This is a genomic window from Psychrobacter sp. 5A.1 (assembly GCF_030407455.1).
In the GTDB taxonomy this organism is placed as follows: Bacteria; Pseudomonadota; Gammaproteobacteria; order Pseudomonadales; family Moraxellaceae; genus Psychrobacter.
In genome coordinates this window covers 1-848 of the sequence record NZ_JASDDJ010000141.1, presented here as the reverse complement: position 1 = coordinate 848, position 848 = coordinate 1, and the positions used below count along the sequence as shown (strand labels likewise).

Annotated in this window: 2 protein-coding genes; both read right to left on the bottom strand. The window is 29.6% G+C overall.

Annotated features, from left to right (window positions below; all coding sequences use genetic code 11):
* Nucleotides 1-45 precede the first annotated feature (45 nt).
* Entirely contained in the window at nt 46-477 is a 432-nt protein-coding gene (locus QL982_RS14470) for a hypothetical protein (RefSeq protein ID WP_290166154.1), read from the bottom strand.
* Nucleotides 449-769, bottom strand: coding sequence for a M15 family metallopeptidase (locus QL982_RS14465; protein ID WP_290166152.1), 321 nt, complete (start codon nt 767-769; stop codon nt 449-451). The genes QL982_RS14470 and QL982_RS14465 overlap by 29 nt, the downstream gene beginning before the upstream one ends.
* Nucleotides 770-848 lie beyond the last annotated feature (79 nt).

Sequence of the window (848 nt, the reverse complement as noted above, 5' to 3'; positions counted from 1 at the left end):
GCACTTGGTGTGTTAATCTAGGTTTTCATATAAATTCTTATGAACTTAATTATTAAAATTGCATTTTTTTATATTTTCATTTTTAATATAATTTAGCAATGCTATAAAAGAACTCCTAACATCTTTATCTTTTGGTGAATCCATAATATTAATTTTCTCTATCACTGGTTCTGATTCAACAAAGAGTGGCTCTTGATATTTATTCTCAATAATAGTGGCATTAATTAAATTTTTATTACTAAAAGTATATTTGTATTCGTAGTTTCCATAATCCGAATAGCTTTTTCCTTGCAGTATACATCTATCATTTTTTAAAAATAAGACAAAACTCCCACCTTGTGGAAAAACTTCTGATGAGTCAAATTCAATTTCCTGAAGTCTAGTAATATTGTCATTAGAGTAGCTGGAACAACTAATGCTAAGTAAAATTATGATACTTGTTAGAGCGTTATAAAGATATTTTTTCAATATTTCCATTAGCATTCCCGTATAGCTTTCTAAGTTGAGACAGTGTTTTACCGTACATATTTTCGAAATGAGGATTGTCTTTAAAACTTATCCAATCACCTCCCCATTTGAAACCATGACGTTTTCCGATAGGTGCTACTTTTTTCAAAAGTCTTATATTTTTTTTATCATCTGACATATGTAACTTTCCATCCTCATGTAAAGGAAAGACATCGATAGCAACGCCAAAGTTATGATTGCTTTCTCCACCTTTAGCCTTAGTAACTATAACACCTGGCGCTGTACGTCCTTTAGCATACAACTTATAGTACGCTGACTTTAAAAATGTTATAAAATAAATAAACTAAATGATTATCACTATAAACGACAATGACTTACTC